The sequence below is a fragment of the Sporofaciens sp. JLR.KK001 genome (assembly GCF_036941055.1).
Taxonomy (GTDB): Bacteria; Bacillota; Clostridia; order Lachnospirales; family Lachnospiraceae; genus Sporofaciens.
Genome location: NZ_JAYMNO010000001.1, coordinates 1,931,507 through 1,955,687, shown reverse-complemented (window position 1 = coordinate 1,955,687; position 24,181 = coordinate 1,931,507). Strand labels below are relative to the sequence as shown.

At 45.5% G+C, this 24,181-nt stretch carries 22 protein-coding genes and 1 pseudogene; 7 read left to right on the top strand and 16 right to left on the bottom strand.

The features are described from left to right. The first annotated feature begins 97 nt into the window (after positions 1-97). Together VSQ62_RS10365 and VSQ62_RS10360 are read left to right on the top strand one after the other, a co-directional pair. Positions 98-250 carry a putative holin-like toxin gene (locus VSQ62_RS10365; RefSeq protein ID WP_334634783.1) on the top strand — a complete coding sequence of 51 codons (153 nt, stop codon included), beginning with the start codon at positions 98-100 and terminating at the stop codon, positions 248-250. A 195-nt stretch (positions 251-445) separates the two neighbouring features. After that, positions 446-1,495 carry a site-specific integrase gene (locus VSQ62_RS10360; protein WP_334634781.1) on the top strand — a complete coding sequence of 350 codons (1,050 nt, stop codon included), beginning with the start codon at positions 446-448 and terminating at the stop codon, positions 1,493-1,495. Between the two features lie 72 nt (positions 1,496-1,567). On the opposite strand, the gene VSQ62_RS10355 is transcribed toward VSQ62_RS10360, so the two are convergent. The 5 genes from VSQ62_RS10355 to uvrB all read right to left on the bottom strand — a co-directional run bounded on the left by VSQ62_RS10355 (position 1,568) and on the right by uvrB (position 10,672). Further along, entirely contained in the window at positions 1,568-2,272 is a 705-nt protein-coding gene (locus VSQ62_RS10355; RefSeq protein ID WP_334634779.1) for a double zinc ribbon domain-containing protein, read from the bottom strand. A gap of 59 nt (positions 2,273-2,331) precedes the next feature. Beyond that, positions 2,332-4,542: an SF1B family DNA helicase RecD2 gene (recD2, locus tag VSQ62_RS10350; RefSeq protein WP_334634777.1), complete on the bottom strand. Its 2,211-nt coding sequence runs from the start codon at positions 4,540-4,542 to the stop codon at positions 2,332-2,334. Further along, positions 4,542-5,531, bottom strand: coding sequence for a rod shape-determining protein (locus VSQ62_RS10345; RefSeq protein WP_334634776.1), 990 nt, complete (start codon positions 5,529-5,531; stop codon positions 4,542-4,544). The genes recD2 and VSQ62_RS10345 overlap by 1 nt, the downstream gene beginning before the upstream one ends. A gap of 135 nt (positions 5,532-5,666) precedes the next feature. Continuing rightward, on the bottom strand, positions 5,667-8,510 hold the full coding sequence (uvrA, locus tag VSQ62_RS10340) for an excinuclease ABC subunit UvrA (RefSeq protein ID WP_334634774.1): 2,844 nt from the start codon (positions 8,508-8,510) through the stop codon (positions 5,667-5,669). A 167-nt stretch (positions 8,511-8,677) separates the two neighbouring features. After that, on the bottom strand, positions 8,678-10,672 hold the full coding sequence (gene uvrB / locus VSQ62_RS10335) for an excinuclease ABC subunit UvrB (protein WP_334634773.1): 1,995 nt from the start codon (positions 10,670-10,672) through the stop codon (positions 8,678-8,680). 710 nt (positions 10,673-11,382) lie between these two features. Here uvrB and VSQ62_RS10330 point away from each other — a divergent pair. Further along, positions 11,383-12,606: an IS4 family transposase gene (locus VSQ62_RS10330; protein WP_334634771.1), complete on the top strand. Its 1,224-nt coding sequence runs from the start codon at positions 11,383-11,385 to the stop codon at positions 12,604-12,606. Positions 12,607-12,787: 181 nt separating this feature from the next. Here the strand turns inward: VSQ62_RS10330 and VSQ62_RS10325 are convergent, their stop codons facing one another. The 3 genes from VSQ62_RS10325 to VSQ62_RS10315 all read right to left on the bottom strand — a co-directional run bounded on the left by VSQ62_RS10325 (position 12,788) and on the right by VSQ62_RS10315 (position 14,918). Continuing rightward, complete coding sequence (locus VSQ62_RS10325) at positions 12,788-12,988, bottom strand: hypothetical protein (protein ID WP_334634633.1); 201 nt, start codon at positions 12,986-12,988, stop codon at positions 12,788-12,790. Between the two features lie 109 nt (positions 12,989-13,097). Then, the gene (locus VSQ62_RS10320; protein ID WP_334634634.1) at positions 13,098-13,550 is read right to left on the bottom strand and encodes a PLC family EF-hand domain-containing protein; all 453 of its coding nucleotides are present in this window, start codon (positions 13,548-13,550) and stop codon (positions 13,098-13,100) included. Between the two features lie 171 nt (positions 13,551-13,721). Continuing rightward, positions 13,722-14,918, bottom strand: coding sequence for an IS256 family transposase (locus VSQ62_RS10315; protein WP_334634635.1), 1,197 nt, complete (start codon positions 14,916-14,918; stop codon positions 13,722-13,724). A 259-nt stretch (positions 14,919-15,177) separates the two neighbouring features. On the opposite strand from VSQ62_RS10315, the gene VSQ62_RS10310 reads away from it, so the two are divergent. The 4 genes and pseudogenes from VSQ62_RS10310 (at position 15,178) to VSQ62_RS10295 (ending at position 18,036) form a co-directional block, all read left to right on the top strand. Beyond that, complete coding sequence (locus tag VSQ62_RS10310; RefSeq protein WP_334634770.1) at positions 15,178-16,209, top strand: tyrosine-type recombinase/integrase; 1,032 nt, start codon at positions 15,178-15,180, stop codon at positions 16,207-16,209. A 112-nt stretch (positions 16,210-16,321) separates the two neighbouring features. Next, positions 16,322-16,903: pseudogene (locus tag VSQ62_RS32635) on the top strand (Mu transposase C-terminal domain-containing protein); the annotation flags it as partial. Next, positions 16,903-17,709, top strand: a complete 807-nt coding sequence (locus VSQ62_RS10300; RefSeq protein WP_120397164.1) for an ExeA family protein — start codon at positions 16,903-16,905, stop codon at positions 17,707-17,709. The pseudogene VSQ62_RS32635 and the gene VSQ62_RS10300, both read left to right, overlap by 1 nt. Positions 17,710-17,721: 12 nt before the next feature. Continuing rightward, positions 17,722-18,036, top strand: a complete 315-nt coding sequence (locus VSQ62_RS10295) for a DUF6618 family protein (protein ID WP_016217795.1) — start codon at positions 17,722-17,724, stop codon at positions 18,034-18,036. A 258-nt stretch (positions 18,037-18,294) separates the two neighbouring features. Here the strand turns inward: VSQ62_RS10295 and VSQ62_RS10290 are convergent, their stop codons facing one another. The 8 genes from VSQ62_RS10290 to VSQ62_RS10255 all read right to left on the bottom strand — a co-directional run bounded on the left by VSQ62_RS10290 (position 18,295) and on the right by VSQ62_RS10255 (position 23,896). Beyond that, positions 18,295-18,876 (bottom strand): hypothetical protein, encoded by a 582-nt coding sequence (locus VSQ62_RS10290; RefSeq protein WP_334634769.1) that lies wholly within the window; start codon positions 18,874-18,876, stop codon positions 18,295-18,297. A gap of 460 nt (positions 18,877-19,336) precedes the next feature. Then, on the bottom strand, positions 19,337-19,762 hold the full coding sequence (locus VSQ62_RS10285; RefSeq protein ID WP_334634766.1) for a flavodoxin: 426 nt from the start codon (positions 19,760-19,762) through the stop codon (positions 19,337-19,339). 83 nt (positions 19,763-19,845) lie between these two features. Continuing rightward, a complete protein-coding gene (locus tag VSQ62_RS10280; RefSeq protein ID WP_334634765.1) occupies positions 19,846-20,433 on the bottom strand; it encodes a DUF3793 family protein in 588 nt (195 codons plus the stop codon). Further along, positions 20,426-20,704: a DUF2325 domain-containing protein gene (locus VSQ62_RS10275; RefSeq protein ID WP_334634763.1), complete on the bottom strand. Its 279-nt coding sequence runs from the start codon at positions 20,702-20,704 to the stop codon at positions 20,426-20,428. The genes VSQ62_RS10280 and VSQ62_RS10275 overlap by 8 nt, the downstream gene beginning before the upstream one ends. A 281-nt stretch (positions 20,705-20,985) precedes the next feature. Continuing rightward, positions 20,986-22,548 (bottom strand): IS66 family transposase, encoded by a 1,563-nt coding sequence (locus VSQ62_RS10270; RefSeq protein ID WP_120397167.1) that lies wholly within the window; start codon positions 22,546-22,548, stop codon positions 20,986-20,988. Next, entirely contained in the window at positions 22,541-22,921 is a 381-nt protein-coding gene (locus VSQ62_RS10265) for a hypothetical protein (protein ID WP_120397166.1), read from the bottom strand. The genes VSQ62_RS10270 and VSQ62_RS10265 overlap by 8 nt, the downstream gene beginning before the upstream one ends. Positions 22,922-23,138: 217 nt before the next feature. Continuing rightward, positions 23,139-23,537, bottom strand: coding sequence for a signal peptidase I (gene lepB, locus VSQ62_RS10260; protein ID WP_334634762.1), 399 nt, complete (start codon positions 23,535-23,537; stop codon positions 23,139-23,141). A gap of 80 nt (positions 23,538-23,617) precedes the next feature. Then, entirely contained in the window at positions 23,618-23,896 is a 279-nt protein-coding gene (locus VSQ62_RS10255; RefSeq protein WP_334634759.1) for a sigma-70 RNA polymerase sigma factor region 4 domain-containing protein, read from the bottom strand. Positions 23,897-24,181 lie beyond the last annotated feature (285 nt).

Below are 24,181 nucleotides of genomic sequence, written 5' to 3'. Positions count from 1 at the left end.
GCCGGCGTAATTCGTACCACAAGACGAAAACCACTCACCCCCAAATGGGTGTCAGTTCCGGCCGTCCTGCAGGACGAATGCACATTGACAACATAATATGCTTACCTGGGTAGCCGGGGGACGTGCCCTCACCCGTTCCGAGATCCTGCGGAAGGTGGTGATTATTATGAGTACATATGAAGAATTCATGATCCTGCTGACTTTTGCGTCGCTGGTAGTTGCGATTCTGAATCTGAAAAATAAGAAATAGCCGTCCTGCTCTCGTCAAAGTTTAGGAACGGCTATTCTTAATAGCAACTATTAAATTGCGCCGGGGCGGGTGAGTACCAGTCACCTTCCGGCTATCCTGTTAAGTATATTATAGTCAATCTTTTCAAATATGTCAATTACTATCCTTTCATTTCAAAACCGCCACCACGCGCACAGATGAAAGGAAGATGATAGAATGGCAACCTATAAAGACGAGAAGCGCGGCACCTGGTATTGTAAATTTTATTACATGGACTGGACTGGCACACGCCGCCAGAAACTTAAACGGGGTTTTAAGCTTCAGCGCGAAGCAAAGGAATGGGAACGGCTATTCCTGGAACAATTTGCCAAGAATCCAGATATTACCTTTGAAGCGCTGTATGAGAAGTACAAGGAGTACATCAAGCCACGTATCCGGGAGAGCACAGCTCAATCACGGTTCTACATGTTAGACCGGCATGTACTGCCGTTCTTCCATGCCCGGATTGTATCAGACATCACACCTGCAGACGTGGCAGCATGGCAGACGGACATATTAAGCAAAGGTCTAAGCAATGCCTATATACACTCTGCCAACACTTATTTAAAGGCTATTTTCACTTATGCGGTTGATTACTTGGGCTTGTCAAAGAACCCTTGCATGAAGACGATCGGCTCAACCAAGAGCCGTAAGCTGAACTTCTGGACGCCAGAAGAGTATGCAAAGTTTTCCGAAGCTGCTGCCGACAATCCTGAATATTTTATAATATTTGAGATTCTTTACTACACCGGTATGCGTGTCGGTGAACTCCTGGCTCTGACATTGAATGATATTGACTTTAAGAACAACCAGATCGACATCAACAAGACCTTTTACCGGCTCACTGGCCAGGACGTGATTAACCCGCCGAAGACACCTAATAGCGAACGAATTGTAGATATTCCCGAATTCCTGACAGAGGAAATTAAGGACTACACCAAGAAGCTGTATAAACCGGATCCGGAATACAGGCTATTTCATAAGCAGATACAATACATTCGGTCCGCATTCAAGACCAGGATAAAGAGAGCCGGTGTGAAAGAAATTCGCGTGCATGATCTGAGGCATTCCCACGCAAGTCTACTGATCAACCTGGGTGCGAATCCTGTCTTAGTCGCTGAGCGGCTCGGCCATGAATCACCCAGTATTACCATGAACACTTACGCACATCTCTTTCCAAAAGCACAGCTCGATATTGTGAGAAAAATAGAGAAGGCAGAATATTAGTATCAAATCAGTATCATATAATACAATCAATGAGCCAGACCCCTTGTAAATTAAGAGGAAAGGCTCATTTTATTAATATCCTTGTCCAATACTTATAGTTAAAAAGTAGACTTTTTCGACTCCTTTCTTCTTTAAAACCTCCGAAACAGCATCTATCGTATTACCTGTCGTATAAATATCATCGACCAGAAGCACGACCGGCACCGGTTTGAAACTCTCTTTCAACGCAAATGCATTCCTTAGATTCTTCTTTCTCTCCAAGCGTCCTAACTTTTTCTGAGGATCGGTATAAACTCTCCGTAGAAGACTCTTGTCGTCCACCCGGATCCCAAGCAATCTCCCAAGCCTGCGTCCGAGGACCCCCGCCTGATTATAGCCCCTTTTTCTCCTGCGCTTCTTATGCAATGGAACCGGCATGATAAGATCCGGCCCCCATCCTCTTATCATATGACCATAAACCCTGGCCAATTCCTCTGCATAAAATTCTCCGTATACTCTTTGATTGTGATATTTGAACTGATAAATAGATGTGCTGACAGGTTCCCTGTGAAGCCATAGGGCACATCCCTGGTCATACCAATGATGCACCCGCATACAATCATAACAATATTCCTGCTCCTTACACCGAAGCGGCTTGCCGCACTGCATGCATCTTGGCTCTCTGATTTTTAAAACCTCCGACTTCCGTCTGCACTCTCTGCAGATTCCCTGACTACTGACTTTTCCGCAAAAAGGACAGGTATCAGGCCATAGCCAGATACCAATCTTTTCATTCATACTTATTATTGGATTCGTTCTGGATGACTTACCGCCGTCTTATCACTTAACCACCGCTCCTACTCTAACTCCCGGATCCGTTCTGCAAGGCTTGTGTTGCGCTTTTGCTCGTTCGCGTTGCAGATCATCTCCTGGAATACCCTGTCGCTCCCGACCAAAGTCACACACCGTCTTGCTCTCGTCACAGCAGTATACAGAAGATTCCTGTGATAAAGCTGTCTTGATCCCTGCAGCAACGGAATCACTACTGCAGGATATTCACTCCCCTGCGATTTATGTATGGTAATTGCATACGCAAGCTCCAGTTCCTCCAACAGAGAATACGGATATTTTACCCTGCGCTGCTCGTCGTATTCCACGATCACCATCTCTTCATATGTATTGATCTCTTTAATGATTCCCATATCACCGTTGAAGATTCCCATTCCTTTGTCGATAGTCATGCCATATCTGGTGGAAATCTCCCACTCCAACTGATAATTATTCTTGATCTGCATGACCTTATCGCCTTCCCGGAACAGACGGTCTCCCACTTCCTTCTCCTTCTTCTCCCGATCCGGCGGATTCAGATATTCCTGAAGAATACCGTTCAGCCGCTCCACTCCCAAGAGACCTTTCCGCATGGGAGTCAAGACCTGGATGTCAAAAGGCGACGCGTCCACATATTTAGGAAGCTTCTTCTGGATCAGTGTAATGACCACGCTGATGACTGCATTAGCGTCCTGCCGCTTCAGGAAGAAGAAATCCCTGCTCTTATTATCTAACAGCACTTCTTCGCCGCGGTTGATCTTATGCGCATTAACAATAATATCACTCTCACCCGCCTGACGGAAGATCTTCTCAAGCTTCACGACAGGACAAAACTCCGAACTGATAATATCCTTCAGTACGCTTCCCGGTCCTACGCTCGGAAGCTGGTTGCAGTCTCCCACAAGGATCAAGCGCGTTCCGGGAATAACCGCCCGAAGCAGCGCCGACATCAGCGGGAGGTCTACCATAGAAACCTCGTCAATAATGATCACATCCGTCTCCAGAGGATTCTCCTCATTCCTCTGAAAACCGTTGACACTGTCTTCTTCTGGATTCCCATTGACCTCCAACAGCCTGTGGATGGTCTGCGCCTCATACCCCGTAGCTTCCGTCATCCTCTTGGCAGCCCGTCCAGTCGGCGCTGCCAGACGAAAATCCGCACCCTCTCTCTCGAAGAAATGAATCATCGCATTGATCGTCGTTGTCTTACCTGTCCCCGGTCCTCCCGTTAATACCATGATCCCATGCTTCAACGCTTCCAACACAGCAGTCCTCTGCATCTCATCCAGGCAAAGACCGGCCTCCTTCTCTATCGCAAGAAGCCTGTCCTTCATCCTGCCCTCTTCTGTATTGTAATCTACATTCAGGTCATACAGCATCTTCGCAACATTCATCTCCATATAATAATAGTGCGATGAATACACCCGCATACCGTCAGAAGCCCTCTTCATGACCACCTTCTTCTCTATGGCGAGATCCATCAGATATTTCTCAATATCATAGATCTCGACTCCCAACAGCTCGCCGGCTCTTCGAAGAAGCGTCTCCTGTCCCAGATACACATGCCCGTCGTTCACACTCTGCAAAAGTGTGTAGAAGATCCCGCTCCGGATACGATAATCAGAATCGGCATGAATCCCGACTCTGCCTGCAATCTCATCCGCAGTCTTAAACCCGACTCCCGATACATGATCAGCCAGTTGATAAGGATTCTCTTCGATCACCCGATACACACTCTGCCCATAATGCTGATAGATCTTCGCAGCCAAAGTTGTAGATATCCCATACTTCTGCAAATACAGCATAGCCTGGCGCATATCCCGCTTCTCTTCCACCTGTGCGGATATCTCTCTGGCCTTACGCTCGCTGATCCCCTTGATCTCAGCCAGCCTCTCCGGTTCTTCCTCAATGATCCGAAAGGTATCCTCCTTAAACTTCTTAACGATCTTCCCCGCAAGAGCCGCGCCGATCCCCTTGATCGCCCCAGAGCCAAGATATCTCTCAATTGACATCAAGTCTTCCGGTTCACAGATCTTCGAAGTCTCAACCTTAAGCTGAAGCCCATAAAGCTTATGGGTAGTATATTCTCCCGTAAGCTCCATCAGCCCTCCTTCTTCGACAAAATGAAGCTTGCCCACGCATGTCACTTCACCATCGTCATTTTTCAGATTAAATACTGTATAACCGTTCTCTTCATTGCGGAATACAATATGTTCAACATATCCCTTTATATTGTCCATCAGAATTCTCTTCGTCCACTTACCAGTTCCACAAACTGACCGGTCCCGATCGCTACCACCTTCATCGGATCCTCCGCAGTCATAGTATTGATCCCGGTCTTCTCCTCTATCAGTTCCTCTAATCCCCGAAGCATAGAGCCGCCTCCCGTCAGCATGATTCCGCGGTCCAGAATATCCGCAGACAACTCCGGCGGTGTCCTCTCCAGTACGTTGATCACTTCCTCCACAATCTGCCCTGTCGGTTCCCGCAACGCTTCCTCCGTCTCCAGAGATGTCACCGTCACCGTCTTCGGCAGGCCTGTCACAAGGTTACGCCCTCTTACTTCCAGAGATTCATCTTCGATCAGCGGATACGTTGTTCCGATCTTGATCTTAATATCCTCCGCCGTCCGCTCCCCGATCAGGAGATTATGCTTCTTGCGCATATAGCGGACGATCGCCTCGTCGAAATCATCTCCCGCGATCTTGATCGATGAATTGACCACGGTTCCGCCCAGCGAGATCACTGCTATGTCAGCGGTTCCTCCTCCTATATCCACGATCATATTGCCACAGGGTTTTGAGATGTCAATCCCGGCGCCTATAGCCGCCGCTACCGGTTCCTCGATCAGATTCACCTCTCTTGCTCCGGCTGCATAGGTTGCCTCTTCCACTGCCTTGCGTTCCACCTCCGTCACGCCGCTCGGAACACAGATACTGATCCGCGGCTTCTTGAACGTACGCTTCCCCAATGCCTTCTGTACAAAGTACTTGATCATCTTCTCTGTCACCGTATAATCTGAGATCACTCCCTGACGGAGCGGGCGGACAGCCACAATATTCCCCGGTGTCCTTCCCAACATCAAACGTGCTTCTTCACCAATGGCTTTTATCGCGTTCGTATCCCTGTCATAAGCAACCACAGACGGTTCCTTCAATATGACGCCTTTTCCTTTCACATAGACCAGGACGCTGGCAGTTCCCAAGTCAATTCCGATATCTACTGACATCTTACTTCCCCTTTCCCTATGCTATCTATATGATTATCATTTGTTGACTTGATGATGCACGTTCCATTATAATCAACTTTCCTGAAAATGGAAACCCCTTTTTCCTTAAAACTTTGTGAAGCAGGGATTATGCTATTATTTGCGCAATACGGCGTCAATATACCTACCAGTGTAAGATATCGGATTCTGCGCTATCTCTTCCGGCGTCCCTCTCGCGATCACCGTACCTCCCCGGTCTCCTCCTTCCGGCCCAATATCAATGATATAATCCGCCGTCTTGATCACATCCAGATTGTGTTCAATTACGATCACTGTATTTCCATCGGAAGACAAACGACGCAGAATCTCTGTTAATTTGTGGACATCCGCAAAATGCAGCCCTGTCGTGGGTTCATCCAGAATATAGATCGTCCTGCCCGTACTTCTCTTGCTCAGTTCTGTGGCAAGCTTGATCCTCTGAGCCTCTCCGCCGGACAGAGTCGTAGACGGCTGACCCAGACGGATATATGAAAGCCCAACATCATACAGAGTTTCCATCTTTCTTCGGATACTGGGTACATTTTCAAAGAAATGCAGCGCTTCTTCCACCGTCATATCCAAAACGTCATAAATGCTCTTCCCCTTATACTTCACTTCCAGGGTCTCCCGGTTATACCGCTTGCCGCCGCACACCTCGCAGGGAACATAGACATCCGGCAGGAAATGCATCTCTATCTTAAGGATTCCGTCGCCGCTGCAGGCTTCACATCTTCCTCCCTTGACATTGAAGCTGAACCTCCCCTTCTTATAGCCCTTCGCCTTGGCGTCCGGCGTCGCCGCAAACAGATCACGGATCAGATCAAAAACTCCGGTGTAGGTAGCCGGATTGGATCTGGGCGTCCGCCCGATCGGCGACTGGTCAATATTGATCACCTTATCAAGCTGCTCCATTCCCTCAACGGCCGTATGCTTACCCGGGATCGTTCTCGCCCTGTTCAGTTCCCTTGCCAGACGCTTATATAGAATCTCATTCACAAGAGAACTCTTCCCAGAACCAGATACTCCGGTCACACAGGTCATAACTCCAAGCGGAAATTCCACATCCACATTCCTAAGATTATTCTCCTTCGCCCCGATCACCTTAAGCCACCCTGACGGAACAGAGCGTTCTTTTGGAACCGGGATCTTCACCCTCCCGCTTAGGTATGCTCCGGTCACAGATTTCTTATTCTTCATTATTTCTTTTGCATTTCCCTGGGCAACTACTTCTCCGCCGTGCTCTCCCGCTCCCGGCCCGATGTCTACGATATAATCCGCTTCTAACATGGTGTCCTCATCATGCTCTACCACGATAACGGAATTGCCCAGATCCCTCAGATGCTTCAGCGTTCCCAGCAGCTTATCATTATCCCGCTGATGAAGTCCGATACTCGGCTCATCCAGAATATATGCAACACCCACCAGCCCGGAACCGATCTGCGTAGCCAGACGGATACGCTGCGCTTCCCCTCCTGACAGGCTGCCCGTTGCCCGCGCCAGTGTAAGATAATCAAGACCCACATCCATCAAAAACTGAATCCTTGCATTGATCTCCTTCAAGATCTGACCGCCAATCAAGATCTGCTGCTGATTCAGCTCCAGCCCCTTCAAAAAGCCCTGCAGCCGCTCAATCGACAACGCCGTCAGCTCCGCGATATTCTTATCTCCTATTGTAACTGCGAGAGCGCCCGGCTTCAATCTCTGCCCTTTACATTCATGACAGGGAGTGATCCGCATAAATTCCTCATATTCAGCTCTCATGGTTTCGGACGCTGTCTCCTTGTAACGACGCTCCACATTACGAATAAGACCCTCAAACGCAACATCATAAACCCCTTCTCCGCGCTGTCCCTTGTAATAGACCCTGACCTCCTTGCCGCCGGTTCCATGAAGCAGCACATCCTGAATCTTTTGGGGATAGTCTTTGAAGGGCGTATCCAACGAAAATCTGTACTCCTTGCTCAGTGCATCCAGAATCGCATAGGTAAAACTCTTCCGGTCCATACAGGATTGCCACCCCATCACGGTGATCGCGCCATCGCTGATACTCAGGTTCTTATTCGGAATAATCAGATCTTCATCAAATTCCATCTTATATCCCAAACCGAAACACTCCGGGCAGGCTCCAAACGGATTATTGAACGAGAAGCTTCTTGGCTCGATCTCTTCTATACTGATCCCGCAATCCGGGCAGGAGAAGCTCTGGCTGAAGTTAATCACATCTTTGCCGATGACATCCACGATCAGCAGTCCCTCTGCCAGTCCCAGAACCGTCTCAATGGAATCCGTTAGCCGCTGTTCAATCCCTTCCTTCACCATAAGCCGGTCCACAATAATCTCGATATTATGCTTGATATTCTTGTCCAAACTGATCTCCTCTGATAACTCATAGAGATTGCCGTCTACACGAACCCGAACATAACCGCTTTTTCTGGCACGGTCAAAAAGCTTAGCATGAGTTCCCTTCCTCCCGCGCACGACAGGCGCCAGAAGTTGGATCTTCGTTCTCTCAGGAAGTTCCATGATCTGATCCACCATCTGATCTACCGTCTGCTTCTTGATCTCCTTTCCGCACTTCGGACAGTGAGGGACACCGATCCGCGCATACAGAAGGCGGAAATAATCATATATCTCCGTCACAGTCCCCACCGTGGACCTGGGATTCCGGTTTGTAGACTTCTGATCAATTGAAATCGCCGGCGATAAACCCTCGATACTCTCCACATCCGGCTTCTCCATCTGCCCCAAGAACTGTCTTGCATAAGAAGACAAGGATTCCATATATCTTCTCTGCCCTTCCGCGTAAATGGTATCAAAAGCCAGAGAAGACTTGCCTGAGCCGCTGAGTCCTGTCAGGACCACCAACTCGTCTCTCGGAATATCAATGTCTATATTCTTCAGATTGTGCTCGTTGGCACCTCTTATCCTAATAAACTGTCTGTTACCCTTTGTCTTTGCCATGACTTATCCTTCCTGAAATCTGTATATTCTTCATATAAATATTTTGCCGTAATTCTTCGTTCTTTAATCGCCTTGCAGATGAAAGCAAGTAATTTCTTCGTTCTTTAATCGCTTTGCAGATAAAAGTTCAAGCTAGAAATCCATCGAGTTGCCAAGTAATCCATATATTAATCCGGCTTCAATAACTTCTTCAGCTCGACCATTTTATCTCTCATTTCCGCTGCCGCCTCGAAATTCAATTCTGCCGCCGCTTTCTTCATCTGCTTGCCGACATCCTGTATTAGCTTCTCAAGCTCCTTCTCACTCATAGACTCCGGATCCTTCTCCATCCGAAGTTCTTCCGCGGCAACCTTCTTCGACACGGCGATCAGGTCTCGTACACTCTTCTTAATCGTCTGCGGCGTGATACCGTGTTTCTCGTTATATTGCATCTGCACCTCGCGCCGCCGCTTCGTCTCATCGATCGCAAGGCGCATGGAATCCGTGATCGTATCCGCATACATGATCACGTGCCCCTCTGCATTACGCGCCGCACGTCCGATCGTCTGAATCAGAGAAGTCTCCGAACGCAGAAATCCTTCCTTATCCGCATCCAGTATTGCTACCAACGTGATCTCTGGAATATCCAGTCCCTCTCTCAAAAGATTGATACCCACAAGCACATCAAAAACATCCAGACGCATATCCCGAACAATCTCCGTCCGTTCCAAAGTATCAATATCCGAATGCAGATACCTCACGCGGATACCCACCTCGCGCATATAATCTGTAAGATCCTCCGCCATCCGCTTTGTAAGCGTCGTGATCAGAACCTTATTCTTCTTACTGATCTCCTTGTTCACTTCACCGACCAGGTTGTCGATCTGTCCCTCCACCGGGCGCACCTCTACCTCGGGATCCAAAAGCCCGGTCGGCCGAATCACCTGCTCTGCTCTCAGCAGCTCTCGCTGCTCCTCATACGGACCTGGGGTTGCAGAGACAAACATCACCTGATCTATCTTGCCTTCAAACTCTTCAAAGTTCAAGGGGCGGTTGTCTTTTGCCGACGGAAGACGGAAGCCATATTCTACCAGCGTTGATTTCCTTGACTGGTCGCCGTGATACATTCCTCCGATCTGCGGCACAGTCTTATGAGATTCATCAATCATTATCATAAAATCATCTGGAAAATAATCGATCAATGTATGCGGCGGCTGCCCCTGCGCAAGTCCAGTCAGATGCCGGGAATAATTCTCAATTCCTGAACAGAATCCTGTCTCCCGCATCATCTCTATATCAAAATTTGTCCTCTCAGAAATTCTCTGAGCCTCTAAAAGCTTCCCTTCTCCTTTAAAATACTTAATCTGCTCTTCCAATTCGAGCTCAATCTCCTTAATCGCCCGATCCAGACTGTCCTTCGACACCACATAATGGGATGCCGGGAAGATTGCGACATGGTTTAATTCATTCTTGATCTCCCCTGTCAGGATATCTATCTCTGTGATCCGGTCTACCTCATCTCCGAAAAATTCGATCCGGTATCCAAGGCTCTCGTAAAGTGCAGGGATGATTTCCAATACATCCCCGCGGACGCGGAAGGTTCCACGCTTAAAATCCATCTCGTTGCGGTCATACTGAATCTCGATGAGTTTCTTGATCACTTCATCCCGATCCTTGATCATTCCCGGGCGCAGGGAAATTACCATGTTCTGGTAATCAATGGGGGAACCAAGACCGTAGATACAGGATACGCTGGCTACGATGATCACGTCACGGCGTTCCGACAATGCCGCTGTGGCAGAGTGACGGAGCTTGTCGATCTCATCGTTGATGGATGAGTCCTTGGCGATGTAGGTATCGGAGGAAGGGACATAGGCCTCGGGTTGGTAGTAGTCGTAGTAGGAGACAAAATACTCCACTGCGTTTTCAGGGAAGAACTCCTTGAACTCGCCATATAATTGTGCAGCAAGAGTCTTATTGTGCGCTATTACCAAAGTCGGCTTCTCCAACTGCTGTATCACGTTCGCCATGGTAAATGTCTTACCGGAACCCGTAACCCCTAGTAAAGTCTGGCATTGGTTGCCTTCTTTAAAGCCTTTCACCAAGGATTCAATCGCCTGCGGCTGGTCTCCTGTCGGTTTGTAATCGCTGTGTAATTTAAAGATACTTTGTGCGTCTTGCACAAAAACCACCTCCAAAATCTATAGTAAAAAAGTTCGCCTATTAGGCAGAAATTCGTCGGGGCACATACTCTGTTTTCTCCAAAAATGACCTCTCGACGAATTTTGGTTACTCAAATTGATTTTCCGTACTAGACGGAAACCGTAAAACCAAATGAACTGATTCGGAAATAAATCGAATTGTATTATATCACATCCCATCTCTCTTGTCTACAGAAAAACAAACATTAGTTCGTATCCGATATAAATCTTTATCAGAAGAAATAAGGAGCATTCTGCTTTTCCAGAACCCTCCTTTTCGTCTTCGCAACCATACTATTTTATTTTCCTCACACAGCCTTTTTTGGAGTATCGCCCTGTCATTTTCCGATCCTTCTGCATCCGGCCTATAATCTTTTCATCAAAATATTCTTATCTTTATCCGATATCTGCATAGCCGACATTGCCTGTTCCGCAGTCCATTTCATAGATTCCATCAAATTTTTTATCATTTCAATCCAATGTTAACAACCTAACTCAAGCAACTACAACATATAGTGTTTCTTTTAATTGGCACGGGATTCCCTGTGCCTTTCTTTATTTATAACCACTAATACGATTAAAATATTGCACAAAATTCGCCCATAAAAACCAGCATATTTACTATTGACATAAGCTCCAAAAAATGCGGCGCAGCCCTTGTTTATATTACTTTTTTAAGGGGGCTGCATCGTATGAATTTAATTCAAATCTTAGTCGATATTATCTGTAACACATTACTTGATCCACATGTCCTTGAACGGGCCAGAAACAGAAAAGGGGCTTTTACACGCAATTGCGGGAAACTTCCCTATTGGACATTGATCAAACTGTTATTAAGAAATTCCAAGAAAACTATTTCTTCATCACTGGATGAATTCTTTACCGAATTGCGGCATATATCAGGAATTCCAATCTCTGATACTGTGAAATGTTCCCAACAGGCTTTCAGCAAGGCCCGTTCCGGCATTGATCACTCTATTTTCAAAGAATGCTTCGAACGTGTACTTGACTTCCTTTGCAGCAGGGATTCCCTGGATTTCCATTCACGTTTCATGGGTGTATGGGGACGGCAGATCATTGCTGTTGACGGCTCTAAAATACCTCTTCCTAACCGTAAGACTCTTCTTGATAAATACGGCAGCATAGGGAGAGGCCAAAACTCTCCCACTGCCATTGCCAGTGTTGCTTTTGATGTACTGAATCACCGCATCCTTGATGCACAGCTCGAACCCATGAGCGTCGGTGAACGTACCCTTGCCATAAGGCATATGCAAAATATAAAAAGCAAAGCACGGACGAATCTATTATACACCATATTTGTCTTCGATAGGGGATATGCTTCAAAAAATTTATTTTCTTTTATCGAAGACACCTTACATGCCGGATATCTCTTCCGGTTAAGGACTAAATTTAACACGGATATTGATGCACTCCCTGTACCGGCGGATCGAAATGGAATCAGTGACTATATCTTTTTCCTTGATGGCAGGAAAGTACGCATCCTTAAATTTTACCTCCCAAGTGGGACGGTGGAAACGCTGATCACAAATGATTTTGACCTTGCCAAAGAACTGTTCCGCCAGTGTTACTTCCTTAGATGGCCGGTGGAGGAGAATTATAAGCTTGTCAAAGAAAAGATCGGGCTCACTAATTTCCGGGGCTATTCCGAGAACTCCGTTCTCCAGGAATTCTGGATATCGGTATTGCTTGCAAACCTGGCTCTTGCCATAAAGCGGGAGACGGACGGCATTGTTGACAGCACCATAAACCAGAAAGGGAATCAGAACAAATATATGACAAACATGAATGAGCTTGTCGGATACCTGAGCCGTCATATAGGAGAATATATGGATGCAGATACAGACACAGAAAAGTATGGCATCATCCGCTGTATATTTGATTTTGCGAGACTGTAAAATAAACTGTGTATTGTCGTAAATTGGTATGTAAAATCTTGTTTTTTCGACATTTCTAAAATCAATTCCCAGTGCCGATTTTTTTACAATTACCGTTATTTTTCGACGCTATTTTCGATTTCTTTATATGAATAGTATTGCCATTTTCTGGTGATACTATTCATTTTATTTTATTTTTCTTTTATTTCCCATCCCTTAGCAATGTTTCATAGGCATCCAGCCGGACGTTATCCAGATAGACTTTTTTGATTTCATTTTCCGTATAAAAATCATACAGCATCTCCATCAGTATGCTTAAATATTCTTCAGACATTTCCTGTCCTTCGTATTCCATGATCCGGTAGGCTACACAGGCATACGCCCTGGAAGATTGATGTGTCATTGTATTATTTCCTTTACTTTACTGCTGGTTTTCAGGTTCATTCTCTATTCTGCTTATAAACTATTACCCCCAATAGGTGGGGGCTTTATGGTATTCCCTTCTTTTCCTATCATTTGATTTCAAAGGGAATAGGTTCTCCTCCATATTCATCAATATATTTCTGTGATTCTTCCCAAAAGCCTTTCTGTCCTATGAATTCCTCCAGGTGGAATAGTTCCCTTTCCAGTTCCCGTACCCTCTCTTTTAGTGCTTCAACAGTGTATTCTTTTTGCTCGTTTTCTTCCTCCGTCCATCCATAGTAATCCAATACGTATTTTCTTGCTTCTTCATTCCCCATGCCGGCTGTCGCTTTACGCAATGCTTCTTCCTCTCTGTATATGTCAAGAAAGTCAATCGGACTGTTCCCATCGCCAACAGCGCAGCATGTATTCTCATGTACACTATATCCTGCTTCTATCCATTTATGGAGCTCCCTGCGTTCTTCTTCGGTCATAGGCGTTATTTTTTCATATTCCTTTAATTCTTGTTTCAGAAATCGTTTTCGTTCCTTACTGATCCGCATTCTATACACCTCTCTGATTGCCTTATCCCTCACTTTAGTTATTGCCGCCTGTATGGTTCTTATGCATGAAATGCCTATGCATAAGAACCATACAGGCGGCATTGAGGCAGTCAAGGGATAAAGGGCAGCACTGCTGTCATTTACAGCCGGATACGTTTCTGTTTCTACGCTTTAGGCAATCCTGGCCCTGTCGCCGAATTCAATCACAAACTGTCCATAGGTCTCTCCCCAGTCACGGTACGGCATGGACCATTTCTTAATAATGTCCCTGGTAGACAAATAAATTGTTTTTCTTAATGCCTCGTCATTTGGAAAGAGTGCTTTGCTCTTTGTAACTTTGCGCAGCTGCCGGTTAAAACCTTCTACGGTGTTGGTGGTATAGATTAATTTGCGGATCTGATGGCCATAGCAGAAATAGGTGGAGAGGTGCTCCCACTTATCAAGCCAGTTATCCAGGACGACGGCATACTTTTTCCAGCTATCCATCATACTCTCCAGATTCCGCATCGCGATTTCTTCACTCTCCGCCCCATATACGCGCTTTAAATCTCTCATAAATGCTTTCTGGTCTTTATAAGCAATATATTTTAGCGTATTGCGGATCTGGTGGATGATACATAATTGGATCCTTGTTTCCGGAAATACCGTATGGATCGCATCCGGGAAACCTTTTAAACCATCCACACATGCAATCAAAATATCAGAAACGCCTCTGTTTTTCAATTCATTGCATACTTTTAACCAGAATTTGGCACCCTCATTTTCCCCAATCCATATCCCAAGGATATCTTTATAACCGTCTCCATTGATTCCCAATGCCACATAAGCTGCTTTTGTTATGATCCGCCCATCTTCACGTACCTTAAAATGTACTGCGTCCAGAAATACGACAGGATAAAAAGAATCCAGTGTCCTGCAGTACCATTCTTTTGCTTCTTCCATTACTTTATCCGTGATATTGGAAATGGAACCGGCCGAGAGTTCTATCCCATAAAGGGATTGTACATGTTCCGAGATATCCCGTACAGACATCCCTTTTGCATACATAGAAATGATTTGGGATTCCAGCCCTTCTTCAACGACTGTACGGTTCTTTATGATCTCCGGCTCAAACCCTGGTTCCCGTGTCCGCGGCACGTCAATTCCAATCTTTCCATAAGCTGTTTTGATTGTTTTAGAGCTGCTTCCATTTTTAGATACCCTGTTTCCATTCTCCTTTGCATCCGCAATATACTCATTTACTTCCTTACGGAGTATCTGCTCCACGGCATCCTTTATTACTTTCTGTATCAACCCATTCGGACCTGTAATATCTTCCATCGTGTTGCATTTTGCTATTTCTGCCTGATAGTCAATTTTCTGTGACATAGTTGTTTCCTCCTAAAATTTTTCTACCAATTTTTTCCAACTAATCACAGTATTGTCGAATTCATTATCCATTATACAAAAATGGATGTGTCGAATAATCTGTGATGATTTACACAGATTATTTTACACACCCCGGTATGTATATGGGGCATCAAACAGTAAAACAGACCCTGTACTACTTCCACTTTGTTCCGGATTTCTATCCCTCATACAGGGCATTGGCGGAATCATCTGACGATATACTTCCCGAGGTGCCGCAATGAAGAAAAACGTGTTTACAAACAGCAAGGTATTCTGGAATACTGCGCAAACATTTATCCATCATTATCTTCCTGGTATCCGCAAAGTAAGCAGACACACAGTTTCTTCCTATAAAGACGGGCTGAATTCATATATCTCTTACCTGGAAGAAGAGAAAGGGATCAAAAGAAAAAATATATGCTTTAGCCATTTAACCGAAACTTATGTAAAAGAATATCAGGATTGGATCTTAAACATAAAAATGCGGACACCAAAAACATGCAACCTTCGTCTGACTTCGCTGCGGTCATTTCTTGAATATGCGGCAAATGAACATCATGAGTTGATTGCCTTCTATATCAGTATCCGTGATATTAAAAATTCAAAGATTCCTGCAAAACCAATAGAATTCTTTGAGAAAAGCCAGATGAAAGCTATACTGGCAGCTCCGGACATCGGAACGAGGACAGGGAGAAGAAACCAGATGATGCTGGTTTTGATGTACGACAGTGCGGTAAGGATTTCAGAATTGTTGGAGTTAAAATTGGGAGATCTCCATCTTAAAGCAGAGATTCCATACATTACAGTCCATGGGAAAGGGGATAAATACCGGAATGTCCCACTAATGCAAAAAACATGCCGGCATTTGAATCGGTATCTGGAAGAATTCCACGAAGAAACGAACAGTAAGGTACCTCTCTTTTATGCAACGACCTATGGTCAGAAACACCATTTATCTTCTGATACAGCAGAGAAGCTAATCAAAAACTGCTGTTTGGCGGCAGGAAGCAAAGGAATCAAAATGCCTGATTCGTGTCATTGTCATATGATTAGAAAAACAAGGGCAATGGATCTTTATCAATCTGGTCTGCCTTTAGCACATATCCAACAATTACTCGGGCATGAAGAGATATCAACAACATCTGGTTTTTATGCTTTTGCAACATTAGATACTTTGGCAAAGTCTATGGCTAAAACGGAAGGTTGTGATGATTTACCGGAAAAGAAATGGAAAGATCCAAATGTAATTAAAAAGCTCTATAGTCTATAGAAAAACTATGCCGATATTTCACAAGAAAAAGCCGATGTATCTGGTCTTATTCAAAAATATCGGCATAGTTCATTTGTCGGAATAGTCGACACTATGCCGTTATCGGCATAGTGTTGATAACGGTTCCAGCTACTCGAACGGGCAGCTTTCCCTCATCTGCGGCTCCATCGGAACGGTCCTTTTACATACAAAAATCCGGGATGGCGCATCCAAGGCTAAGATAGAACGCCAGTTCCGGACACTCAAGGAAACCTGGCTCTATACCCTGGATCTGGATTCCTTAAGCTCCCTGGCACAGTTCAATGGACTCCTTAAGGATTACATGCGCTCCTATAATACTTCCCTCCATTCCGGCATCGGCACTACACCCCTTTCCCGTTACCAGCAGACCCGCGCTTCCATACGGACACCTGCGTCCAGGGAATGGCTGGAGGAATGTTTCCTGAACCGCATTACAAGGAAAGTGAATAAGGATTCTACCGTCTCCATCGACAAGGTATCCTATGACGTCCCTATGCAGTTTATCTCATCAAAAGTGGAGATCCGCTTCCTCCCGGATGACATGTCCTCCGCCTTCATCCTTTACGAAGGGGTGCATTATCCCATCCGCCCTACGGATAAGAATGAGAACTGCAGGACGAAGCGCAACAATACACCTGGCATCGACTACTCAAAGTTAGGGGGTGGCTGTTGATGTTCCGTTCTTACTATGGATTGTCTTTCAATCCTTTTGACAAACAGATGGCCCGGGAAAAAGACCGTTTCCTTTCCAGGGACATCTCTGAGATGCTCTCCCGGCTGGATTACCTCAAGGATACCAGGGGCATTGGTCTGTTCACGGCACGCCCGGGCATGGGGAAGTCTTTTGGACTCCGCTGTTTTGCAAAGGGGCTCAACCCGAACCTTTACCATATGGAGTACATCTGTCTTTCCACCGTAAGCGTCATGGAGTTCTACCGCCAGCTCTGCTCTGTACTGGGAGTAGAGCCTAGAGGCGGCAAACCCGGGATGTTCCGGGCCATACAGGAGCAGATCCTCTACCTTTACCGGGAAAAGAAGCAGCCCCTTCTTCTGGCCGTTGACGAGGCCCAGTACCTCTCCACAGGCATCCTGGAGGACATTAAGATGCTCATGAACTACGGCTATGACTCCCTGAACTGCTTTACGCTCATCCTGTGCGGGGAACCGCACCTGAACAATACCCTGCGCAAGCCTGTCCACGAAGCCCTGCGCCAGAGGATCACCGTGCATTACAACTTTACCGGGCTCACAGATTCAGAAGTGGCGCAGTATGTACTCCACAAGATCTCCTGTGCGGGAGGCTCTGCCTCCATCATAGAGCAGGCCGCCCTTTCCGCTGTCCACAGCCATTCCCAGGGGAATCCGCGTCTGGTGGATAACCTGATGACAAATGCCCTTACCCTTGGCGCACAGATGGAGAAGAAAGCAATTGACACGGAAGTCATACTTGCCTCCGTCAGCAGCCAGAATCTTGGATAGGGGGTGTTGTTTTTGGAATACAGATGTTTTTTCAGGGATGGTTCCCGCATAGAAACCTGGACAGGGGAGATTATCCTGCTGCGATGGCGGCCTGGATGGTATGAAGCTGAGATGAATGGACGGGGGACATACTTCCACATCCTGGCCGGAGTGCATAAATACGGAAACTACCTGTGCATCCCGAACCATGATGTGGGATGTGAACTATCCGATTTTTCTGATATTTTCTGGAATGAGGGGCGGATCAGCAATCTAATGCGGAAGGTAGATGCCGTAACTGTTGCTGCCGGTTTGGCTTATCTGCCGACTCTGGCTGACAAACAATAAAAAATCCAAATACATCATGTGGCTATGGATCTCATAATGGGATTCATGGCCTTTCGATTTCGAAAGAAAAGCTATACCAACAGCGTGCTGCATTTTCGGCGGTATTATGCATTTGTAGACAGCACTGCGCAGTCAATGCGAAAAAGGTTGGAAAAATAATTTGCCGTTTATGTCTCCCTCAATTCGCCGTCCAACACCCATTAGAGACTTCTTCTGAAAACTGCCGGGGCTTTTTCACATAGCTGGCATCAAGCAGGCTTAAAAAAGCAGCAGTTCAATCACTTTAATCCAAAAATAAGGATACCATATTCTTTCATCCACATGATATAGTTCGCCGAATATATGGTCAACCTCATGTTTTGATTTTATCAATAATGAGCGCCCTTCGCCGCACAGAATGTCCTTTATTTTCCTTAAATTTATGTCTGCCTGGCGGAAATCCGCATTCAGCGTATCCTGCGCCATTTCCATTTCCAAAAGGACCGTTATCCCACGATATTTCTTGAGAGGGATTCTTGAACCGATAAATAACTGCTGCCCTTTACATAAGCTGCTTACCGACAAATCACCCTCACCTAAAAAACTTACGATTCCTCCCGCCAGTTCGCATTCATAGCCCCCTTCCAGACAATGGTCAATCTGAAGGAAATCCTGTTCAGGAATAATCGGGCTGTAGCAAGAATCCATATTAAGGTTATTGTATGTAATCTGTATCCCCGGAGCCACATCATAACGCAGCATTTCTCCAGAACCATTTTCACCGTTTTTCTGTACAACAGTATTGGCACATTTTTTCTTCTGATCGAGGAAGTATATGTCGTGGAACTGTAATTCTTTCATGTGGCGTCCACCTTTCAAGCCTTTTGATTAGTCATAACTAACCAATATGCATTATACGCCATTTTTCTGCAAAAATCAAGTTCCTCACTTTTTATAAAATAAGCATTTAAAACCGTATCTCCCAACATCAACTACCACAATATCCGCGATTTCATACAGTTCCGCAAACGCATCAACCACTTTTTACACTTCTCTCGTTCTTCCTCTGTGATATAAAACTGTTTTTCCATAATCATTTACCTCGTTTCTTCTAAGATTTTACCATGTTTATCCAATAAGGGCTATCTACATACACCAGATTTTCACTTTGCTTATTCTTCCCATTATTCACTTTACTCACAATTCACACCCATGAATCAGGTTAGCCACAAATAAAAGTAAGCTGCCCTTATTATCGCTGGAACAGCTTACTTTTATATACTTATTTTACATTTTTTAGTTTAGCTTTTCCGCACCCACATCAGTCCGCCAGCGCCGAACCCAGAGCCCTGCATTCAGCCACTGCCCCGTCATCCGGAGCCTCATTGCAAATTACCGGGTTCTGCACCAACACAGCCCCATCTGCTTCACAGGTCTCCTGCCAAGTACGCATCCATTCCCCATCTCCCCATCCGTAAGAACCAAATAGGCCAATCTTCTTGCCGCCCAGTTTCGCCTCACAGGAAGAAAACATAGGTTCAAACTCACCTTCCTCAAGCTGCTCCGAACCCATTGATGGGCAGCCAAAAGCCACTGCATTAAATTCATCCATCCTGGCCACGTCAAACTCGCTGCACTGCATCAGGAAAACTTCTGCCCCTTTTTCTCTTGCGCCCTCTGCCACAGCAACTGCCATTGCCTCCGTATTCCCTGTACCACTCCAGTAAACCACTGCAATCTTACCCATAAATAATTCCATCCTTTCTTTCGCTCTGCCTGTTTTTTCAAGACCTCCCGCTACATGCACATGGTGTCTCTTGTTATTTGTTTTTATGATAAGCCCACTATGAGCCTGTCAAACGAATGATATTTTTGGAATGCCTCACAATATAGACGGGTGCATTTTTTGTACTGTGCAAATTTGCACTTCGCTGTTTCTACATCCCCATATACTTTCCACGTCCCAATACATTTTTCTCCCGCCGCACCATTTTTTATAAAAGCATCCACATCTTCTGGCGGGTAGCCAAGGAATAGCCCTATTTCATGCGGGAATGCCTCCTCGCCATTCAAACGGCGCACCAGTTCAACAATACATTTCTCCGTCTGCTTAACAGGATAATCCCGCTCTGACAAAATCCTCTCTGCAGTCCTGTCACTCAGATCCCTTTTCAACCTTCCAGGGCGGTACATATAAATGAGCGCCCTCTGCCCTGTAACTCTCAAGGGAACCAAACGTATGCCGCGAGGAACAAGATGCCCATTCAAACTACGGATCCCCTCTGCCAGCATCTCACTGTCCTCTACCGGGCAGCTAAACAGGCTTCCCGTTTTTAGTCCTGCCATCGTCGGTGAACAATGAAGCACAACCGCTTCTTCTGAAATACTTTTCTTTTCCCTGTTCAAAAAATTATGCATAAGCCTCCAGTATATGTATGAGCGCACTTGCGCTGCTACTATGTGAACGCTCCAGAACCGCATTGCTACGTTCTGATTCTGTAATTGCGCAGCGCACCATTTTATGGGATGCCGTTGCCGTAAATAGAATCACTAAATCCGGTGTACCAATCTGGCGGCTTAAATCTGACCTCATTTTCGTAAACACTTTTGTCTTATGTCTGTATTTTTTGCAGATTTCTTTGTACCGGTTTTCCATCCTCTCATGCCCACCTATGATTACAACGCTCATTCATATGCTCCTTTCCTGGTTAGTTATTACTAACTATTAGTATTAAAGAAAAATGCCTTTCAGCATTTTACTATCATCCCTGCCTATAGGGACGGTTCTCTTAGAACGAAGGGTTAGTTATTACTAATTTTGTAAATGATAACACACCTCAAGTGCCCTGTCAAGGGATTCTGTGCAAAAAATCGCCAACCGCTGTTACTATTCACAGTCGGTTTGATGGATCGACAAATAAAGCGGAGCTGCAACACCGCTTTCAATGTTCTGATGTGTTTTTAGGAAGATTAGACCGAGAAGATTTCGGCAACCGTATAAGGATTCCCTTCGCATAATCGTTGCAACGCTTCGATTTCATTGATGCCATTACGACGGCAGGTTTCGATGTATGTTCGGTTGAGCGCATGGTTATCGGCCGCTGTCTCTGATTCAAACTGTCCCGATATTTTCATGTGGGATTTTACACCTCGAAGCCCGCGTTCACTGAGATTATTGGTGGTCGGCAGACTGAAATCCTCAACCCACAGGAAATAGTTTCTGCGGTATTGGGCAATTCTGGTAAGCAGAGTCCGCTCAAAGGATGCCCCGTAGTTGTTTGGATCAGACTCATTTTCACTCCATCCGTTTTTAAGGTATTCATCTATTTTATGATGAAACTCGTTTATGCAGGCTTCGCTGAAAGAACCCTCGCCCCGGGCTATGGCATCATTGCGATCCTTGATGGTTGCGCTGATATGCTTTTTCAGATCATCAGACCATTGATGGCAGGTATCATCCGTATTCTTCTGGCAGTCACGCTGAAGATGCTGATTACACTCGATATTCTCAAAGCTGTACTTTTCATTGTAGTTTACGGTGTTATGGTCGTGCATGGTTTTGGTATCCGATGTCAGGAGATTCAGTACATTGTCGTCATCAAGGCTTTCCATGTCTTTGTGTGCATGCGCTGTATAGTAGGCAATAGACTCGTCTCCATAAAATCGGAAACATGCTCTTTGCGCAAGAATGAAGATGACCGTGTCGTCCCAGTAAACGATCTTTCTTGTGATCAGGACAAGCTTCAGATCCTGGCGAAACTGGCGGAGCCCATTTGCGGCACGGGCCTGGAGTTTCGCAATGTATCCCTCACAGGGCATTAATTCACCGCCGGTGATTCCGGCAAGAAACATGGATGCTTTGTTCATAGCGGCATTGACGGTATTTGTGAGTGATAAAGCAAAAGCCTGCAATCCGCTGCCATACTGAACCTTCTCCTTGAGGTTTGGGGGTATCTGTGACCGGAATACAGTGCCGCAGTTGCTGCATTCGTAATAAAAGAATTCGTGTTTGATCTTAACGACTTTAATGCGTACATCGTATTCAAATTTAACTTCGGACTCGCCGGTTGGGGCGCAGTCTGTAAGCCCGCATTTTGGACAGCATTCATCGTCCTGTAATGGGTGCCCAACGGTATCTGTGATCTCAGATTCCTCCGGCGCTTCAAGGGCTGCTTTGGGATGTCCAGGCTGTCCGCCTTTCTTCCTGCCTGAACTGCGGCGGGAGTTTGGGATAACCTTGTTTTTATTTATCGGTGTCTGCGATGTTGGGGTACCGGTATTGCTGCCATCATGGTTAAGGAGAGCCTCCGCATGGGCAAGACGGTTCTGCAGTTCCTTGATAATGGCATCTTTTTCAGCGAGGGATTCCTGATAATTCTTTTTATGGAAATCGTTGGACTGCTTAAGGCTCTTAACTGAAGCCCGTAGTGAAGCTATCTGCTCCTGGTATCCCACGATGCGGTCTTTGAGTTTCGTGATTTCTGCCGTTGCTTTTTCAAAGTCACAGCGCAGATCGCCGGTATATTTAATCATAGATCACAGGGGCCTTTCTTAAAGTATTGGAGATGGAAGTGCATACTTTTTCATATGCCCTGATAGTAGCTTTTAGGGTTTTCACCTCAGACTGTAAAGAGGCGATTTCTGTTTCTTTCTCGGAAATGATTTTTTGAAAATCTCTGTTCCTTGCAGAAGCAGTATCTTCTTCCGTGGTGGTAACATTTTTCGAAGATGCTGTTCTGCCCCTGCGACCGGAAGATGGGATCAATTCCTTTGTTTCGGGATCGAGGGTACCAAGATATTTCCTCTTCGGTCTTGATTGCTTGGTAACAGGGTCATAGTGGGGAGTAGATTCGTAAACCCGGGTCTTTCCTGATTTTTTATCGAAGTGTTTAACAATAGTAGGCATAACGGTTTCTCCTTTCAATAGTGGCTATATATATTATATTACAACCACTACAAAAAGTCAATATGTAGTGGCTATATTTATTAATAAATAAAACCACCAAAAACAGTGCATTATGCCAATAAAAAAGCCACAATGGGAATTCATGAAACATCAGAAATTAAAATGGCTGTGAATGGTAACCAACCGCTTGATTGTTTGCTAATTTAAAAGAATCAATTCAATAAATGAGCAGCCTTGCCACAATATCCCTTTTCCTTATGAATGGATTTATCCAATACCGAGAATCATAGGAATTATCCACGTTATCTCCCAAGACATAATAACATCCTTCCGGAACTTTTATACTGACCCCATTTCTTTCAATTATATCCCCTTCGACTGCAGCAATCCGTTTCACAAGCAGTTTCCCATCATGTTGGAATACAATGATATCGCCTACTTCCAAATCGGAATATATTCGGCACCCGATAATATAACTGCCTCTTTTTAATGTCGGTTCCATAGACTCCGTCGGCACGTACCCTAATAAAAACACATACTTCAAAAGTAAAAAGGTAAAAAGCATCACAACTGCAGGAAAAAGCCAATTTCCTGTCTTTTTCAATAATCTCCTCATAACGATCCTCACTTTACTGTCGTGTAACTAAAAAAAGCAGGATACTGAAAACCTTATGGCTCCAGCATCCCTTTATCATTTTAAGAACGATAGACGGCAATCGCCTCTGTTTCCGGACGGTCCTTCAAAAACTTCCGTGCCTTTGATACCCATGCGCACACCAGTTTTGCTGAAGCTCCCATACGCTCCCCAATTTCACTGCTGGTGTATCCCTGGGACATCATAACCATTGCGTCTATCCCTTTGGCAGTTGAGGGCGGCGCCTCTCTTCTGGCAGAACTGAGCGCGTGGAACAAATCTATGCGAAGCCCGCTTAAGAATTCCCCCTTCTCGGTTTCCACCTTTTTATATGGCGTCACATCAGCTGTTATTTCATCCGAATACCGTTTGGTTGACTGAATCAATGCGTCACATATTTCATGCCAAATCAGCCGATATGCATAAGTGGAAAAAGTCCCGCCCTTATCTGTCGCTGCCGCTTTACATGTCGCCCAGCAAACTAAAGTTCCTATCTCCCGCACAAAAACATCGAATTAAAATCTCATCTTCTTAATACTGTCTATCAGAGCGCGCTGTAGGAAACGGCGCATTTTCCTCTTGACCATTCCTGCCTGTTCCGATATAGTTTTTTTGGAACAAAAAAA